This window comes from Mesorhizobium sp. M7A.F.Ca.CA.001.10.2.1 (genome assembly GCF_003998575.1).
In the GTDB taxonomy this organism is placed as follows: Bacteria; Pseudomonadota; Alphaproteobacteria; order Rhizobiales; family Rhizobiaceae; genus Mesorhizobium.
Map to the genome: position 1 here is coordinate 1 of NZ_RZQY01000392.1, position 5,550 is coordinate 5,550.

Below are 5,550 nucleotides of genomic sequence, written 5' to 3' on the forward strand. Positions count from 1 at the left end.
GGTAACGAGGGCGCACGCGGGTATGATGTAATGGTAGCTTGTCAGCTTCCCAAGCTGAACGCGAGGGTTCGATTCCCTCTACCCGCTCCAGTCTAAGGCGTCAGAACCATTTCAGCGCCTGCCTGTTCGTCGAACACAACCGAGCAGCCTCGCGCAAGCGCCACCGTTGCGAGGGCGTTTGCCGCCACGTCATCCGATGAAACGAAATCGCCGGTCAACACCCGCAATTCTTCAACGCCTTCAGCCATGGAAACGAAATTCCCGACCGATCGATCGTGCTTGCAGGCCTCGATCACGCAAAGCAGATCGATGATTTCGAAGCTGCGCATGTTCAGCCTCCAGAAGAAATCGCCCCTTGCAAGATCATGAACGCATCGGCGGGAAATAATGTTCCCAGCTCGCTTTCGCCGGCCTCGGCCTGGCGGTGCTTTCGCCGGACAACCTTACCCGAGCGAGCCATCATCCCACTTCCCTCAGAATGAAGTCGTGCAGCATCTTGGCGGCCGGCGACAGTGCGCGATTCCTGACCGTGATCAGGCTGTAGGGCCTGACCTCGATGTCGAATTCGGTCTGGACGACGTCGATGGCGCCGGCCAGCCCGTCAGGGTTCTGGATGAATTTCGCCACCTGGACAGAGACCGGTGCGATGGCATCGGATTGCGCGACCATGACCAGGGTCAGGAGCAGCGAACTGGTGTTCAGGATACGGTCCGGCAAAGCGATGTTGCGGTTGAGGAAGTTGCTCTCCATCGCCTGGCGCAAGGGCGAGCCGCCAGACTGGAAGACCCAGTCATAGGCGGCGGTCTCTTCCAGCCGCACCGCCTCGCCCTTGGTGAGCGGATGGCCCCGGCGCACGATCAGGCAGGCCTTCTCGACGCCGATGACGCGCGACTCGAACAGCCGCGGATTGAGGTCGTCCGGGATGCGCGCGATGATGAAGTCATGGCGCGTGGCGATCAGCTCGCGTGCCAGCACATTGGAGGTCTCGACCTGCATGGTGATCTCGATGCGCGGATAGATGCGGCGGATTTCACGAATCGCCGGCACCGCCAGCTCGATTGCCGGCGCGGTCACGGCACCCAGGAAAACCGAACCACCCTTGCCCGCCTTGAGTTCGGAAATCTCGCGGTCCACCTCGCGCATCTCCAGCAGGATCGAGCGCGCCCGCCTGGCCAAAGCCTTGCCGTATGGCGTCAAGGTGATACCGCGCGGCAGCCTCTCGCACAGCTTGACCTCCAGCACCGCCTCCATCTCTGCGATCATGCGCGAGGCCGCCGGCTGCGAAATGTTCAGAACCTGGGCTGCCGCGCTGACCCGGCTGTGGTCGTCTAGCGCGACGATCATGCGCATGTGACGCAGACTGAGACCGCTGCGCAGCAGGGTTTCGCCATCGCCCCGTGCTTCTCTGTAACCATTTGAAGCTGTTGTCGGATTCCCGGGCCGCGCCATCGCTTTTCCCTGCCTTCTGCTCGTGTAAGGCCGACCTTGGAGTCAGCCCGTCACGTCCCAATACATATACCAACCATGATATAGCAACCATCAAAGATCGCATTTGACAGTTATGGCAAAGACCCACACCCTCCGCGCGTTCCAAGACGTGACGGTCGCTGACGAGAAAAATCGTATCGATTGAATCAGCGTCTCGGGGCCATGGGAGGATACCGGAGATCGATATGACGGCAGCAGTGCCCTTGGCGCTTCTGCACGATTGCGCGGCCCGCGACCCCCGGGGTGCCGCGTCCATCAAACAGGGAGAGTTAAAGTGAAAATCATCAAGACACTGGCCGCCGTCGCGGCCCTTGGCATCGCTGCCATGACCTACTCGGCGCACGCAGCCGACAAGGGTCTTGTCGGCGTGCTGATGCCGACCAAGACCTCGCAGCGCTGGATCAATGATGGCGACGCCGTCAAGTCCCAGCTCGAGGCTCTCGGCTACACCGTCGACCTGCAATACGCGCAGGACGACATCCCCAACCAGCTCAGCCAGCTGGAAAACGAAATCACCAAAGGCCCGAAGGCGCTGATCATTGCTTCGATCGACGGCACCACCCTGTCGGATGCTCTGCAGAAGGCCGCTGACGCGGGCGTCGTCGTCGTCGCCTATGACCGCCTGATCAAGAAGACCGCCAATGTCGACTACTACACCACCTTCGACAATTTCGGCGTCGGCGTGATCCAGGCGAATTCGCTGGTCAAGGGCCTCAAGGAGCGCTTCCCGAACACCAAGCCGTGGAACGTCGAACTGTTCGGCGGCTCGCCCGACGACAACAACGCCTTTTTCTTCTACGACGGCGCGATCTCCGTCCTGCAGCCGCTGATCGACGACGGCTCGATCAAGATCAAGTCCGGCCAGACCGGCATGGACAAGGTCGGCACGCTGCGTTGGCTCGCCGCCACTGCCCAGGCGCGCATGGACAATCTGCTGTCGGCCAACTATTCGGACGGCAGCCGCGTCGATGGCGTTCTTTCGCCCTATGACGGCCTGTCGCGCGGCATCACCGCCTCGCTGCGCGCCGTCGGCTACGGCACGGACGCACAGCCCTGGCCGATCGTGACCGGCCAGGACGCCGAGACCGCTTCGGTCAAGCTTATCATCACGGGCGAGCAGTACTCGACCGTGTTCAAGGACACCCGCGAACTGGCCAAGGCCACCGTCGAACTCGTCGACAAGGTGCTCTCGGGCGGCAAGCCGGACGGCCTCGATGAAAAGACCTACAACAACGACGTCAAGGTCGTTCCCTCGATCCTGTTGACGCCGCATGAGGTCGACAAGTCGAACTACCAGGCACTGGTCGTCGACTCCGGCTACATCAAGGCCGACGAACTGAAGTAACCCCGGTTCCAAAGTCAGGGGTCCTGCGCAACGCAGGGCCCCTTTTCGTTCACCAGCGAGCCCGGTATTGTCGCCGACCTCGCCGGCAATGTTTGCCGACCTCTCAAGGAGCGGTTGTCCCATGGCCTCGACGATTTTGGAGATGCGCGACATCACCAAGACGTTCCCCGGCGTGAAGGCGCTGTCGAACGTCAACCTCAGCGTCGAGGAAGGCGAGATTCATGCCGTGGTCGGCGAGAACGGCGCCGGCAAGTCGACGCTGATGAAGGTGCTGTCGGGCGTCTATCCCTCAGGAACCTATGACGGCCAGATCATCTTTAACGGCGGGGAATGCCAGTTCAAAGGCATCCATGACAGCGAGCGCAAGGGCATCGTCATCATCCACCAGGAACTTGCGCTGGTGCCGATGCTGTCGATCGCCGAAAACATCTTCCTCGGCAACGAGCACGCCAGATACGGCATCATCGACTGGAATTCCAACGAGGCGCGCACCAGCGCCCTGTTGAAGAAGGTGGGCCTCAAGGAGGACCCCAAGACGCTGATCACCAATATCGGCGTCGGCAAGCAGCAGCTGGTCGAGATCGCCAAGGCGTTGAGCAAGGAAGTCAAGCTCCTGATCCTCGACGAGCCGACGGCGTCGCTCAGCGAAAAGGACAGCCAGGCGCTGCTCGACCTTCTGCTCGAATTCAAGCGGCAGGGCATGACCTCGATCCTGATCTCGCACAAGCTCAACGAGGTGAACCGGGTCGCAGACAAGGTGACGGTGATCCGTGACGGGCGCACCATCGAGACGCTGGCCAAGAAGGACATCTCTGAAGACCGCATCATCACTTCGATGGTCGGCCGCTCACTCGACGACCGCTATCCGCCGCGCGAGCCTGACATCGGCGAGGTCGTGTTCGAAGTGAAGAACTGGTCGGTCTATCACCCGATCCATGCCGAGCGGCAGGTGATCAAGGGCATCGACATCAACGTGCGCAAGGGCGAAGTGGTGGGCATTGCCGGGCTGATGGGCGCTGGCCGCACCGAATTCGCCATGAGCCTGTTCGGCCGCTCCTACGGCCGCCGCATCTCCGGCGAGGTGCTGCTCAAGGGCAAGCCGGTCGACGTTTCCTCGGTGAGCAAGGCGGTCCAACACGGCATCGCCTACGTCACAGAGGACCGCAAGACCTACGGTCTCAACCTCATCGACCATATCAAGCACAACATCACGCTGGCCAATCTTGGCGGCGTCTCGCGCCACAGCGTGATCGACGACATGCGCGAGCTCGCCGTTGCCAACGACTATCGCAAGAAGACCAATATCCGCGCTTCCAGCGTCTATCAGATGACCGGCAATCTCTCCGGCGGCAACCAGCAGAAAGTGGTGTTGTCGAAATGGCTGTTCGCCGACCCGGACGTGCTGATCCTCGACGAGCCGACGCGCGGCATCGATGTCGGCGCCAAGTACGAAATCTATACGATCATCGCCCGTCTCGCGGCTGAGGGTAAGGCGATCGTCGTCATCTCGTCGGAAATGCCGGAATTGCTTGGCATCACCGACCGCATCTACGTCATGAACGAAGGGCGCATCGTGGGCGAAATGCCCGCCGCGGAAGCAAGCCAGGAAAAAATAATGCGCGCCATCGTTCGTGGAGAAGGAAAAGCAGCATGAGCACCGAAAGCGCCCCCGCCCCGCAGGGCAACGTCGCCGAAGAGCAGCGCCCACGCATTGCCGTCTCGGCGCTGACGACGAACCTGCGCGAATACGGCCTGATCCTGGCGCTGATCGCCATCATGGTGTTCTTCCAGTTCACCACGAACGGAACGCTGTTCAAGCCGGTGAACCTGAGCAACCTGGTGCAGCAGAACTCGTTCATCATCGTGATGGCGCTGGGCATGCTGCTGGTGATCGTCTCCGGCCATATCGATCTAAGCGTTGGCTCGGTCGCTGGCTTCATCGGCGCCTTGGCGGCGATGATGATGGTCATCTGGCCGCTTGGTCCGTTCAGCAACCCGCTGGTGGTTTCGATCATCTGCCTGATCGTGGGCGGCGCGATCGGTGCGGCGCAAGGCTATTGGATCGCCTATCACCGAATACCGAGCTTCATCGTCACGCTGGCCGGCATGCTGATCTTCCGCGGCATCTGCCAGGCCCTGCTGGGCGGCGGATCCTCGGTGGGGCCGCTACCCGATGGCTTCAAGGCGCTCAGCTCCGGCTTCATCCCGGATGTCATCGGCCCGCTGACGCTGATCCCGCCAACAGTGAACGCGGCCGGCAAGACCATCATGGGCAGCGGCCTGACGCTGCACATGACGACGATCGTGCTGGGCCTGATCGCTGTTCTGGCCTACGCCTATTTCGGGGTGAGGACGCGCCGCAAGCGCGAACGCCATGGCTATGAGGCCGAGCCCTTTGCCCTGTTCGTCGTCAAGACGCTGGTCGGCAGCGCGCTGGCGCTGTTCCTGGTCTACCAGTTCGCCAGCTACAGGGGCCTGCCGGTGGTGCTGCTCGTCATGGGCGTGCTGATCTCGCTGTTCGTCTTCGTCACCAAGCGCATGACCATCGGCCGCCGTATCTATGCCATGGGCGGCAATTCCAAGGCCGCGCAGCTTTCAGGCATCAACACCGAGCGGCTGACGCTGATGGTGTTCATCAATATGGGCGTGCTGTCGGCGCTCGGCGGCCTGATCATCGCGGCGCGACTGGGACAGGCGGTGCCGGCCCCGGGCCTCGG

Annotated in this window: 5 protein-coding genes and 1 tRNA gene; 4 read left to right on the plus strand and 2 right to left on the minus strand. The window is 61.8% G+C overall.

Going from position 1 to position 5,550, the window contains the following annotated elements; genetic code table 11:
* Positions 1-16: 16 nt before the first annotated feature.
* Positions 17-90 (plus strand) — tRNA-Gly (locus EN964_RS22590).
* A gap of 2 nt (positions 91-92) precedes the next feature.
* On the opposite strand, the gene EN964_RS22595 is transcribed toward EN964_RS22590, so the two are convergent.
* Together EN964_RS22595 and EN964_RS22600 are read right to left on the minus strand one after the other, a co-directional pair.
* A complete protein-coding gene (locus EN964_RS22595) occupies positions 93-329 on the minus strand; it encodes a hypothetical protein (protein ID WP_127266711.1) in 237 nt (78 codons plus the stop codon).
* Between the two features lie 130 nt (positions 330-459).
* Positions 460-1,449, minus strand: coding sequence for a LysR family transcriptional regulator (locus EN964_RS22600; RefSeq protein ID WP_127266710.1), 990 nt, complete (start codon positions 1,447-1,449; stop codon positions 460-462).
* A 313-nt stretch (positions 1,450-1,762) separates the two neighbouring features.
* Between EN964_RS22600 and chvE the strand changes: the two genes are divergently transcribed.
* From chvE to EN964_RS22615, 3 genes are all read left to right on the plus strand, one after another.
* Positions 1,763-2,833, plus strand: a complete 1,071-nt coding sequence (gene chvE / locus EN964_RS22605; protein WP_127266709.1) for a multiple monosaccharide ABC transporter substrate-binding protein — start codon at positions 1,763-1,765, stop codon at positions 2,831-2,833.
* A gap of 121 nt (positions 2,834-2,954) precedes the next feature.
* A complete protein-coding gene (mmsA, locus tag EN964_RS22610; protein WP_127266708.1) occupies positions 2,955-4,487 on the plus strand; it encodes a multiple monosaccharide ABC transporter ATP-binding protein in 1,533 nt (510 codons plus the stop codon).
* A partial coding sequence (locus tag EN964_RS22615) for a sugar ABC transporter permease (RefSeq protein ID WP_164775934.1) occupies positions 4,484-5,550 on the plus strand: 1,067 nt, incomplete at its 3' end. The genes mmsA and EN964_RS22615, both read left to right, overlap by 4 nt.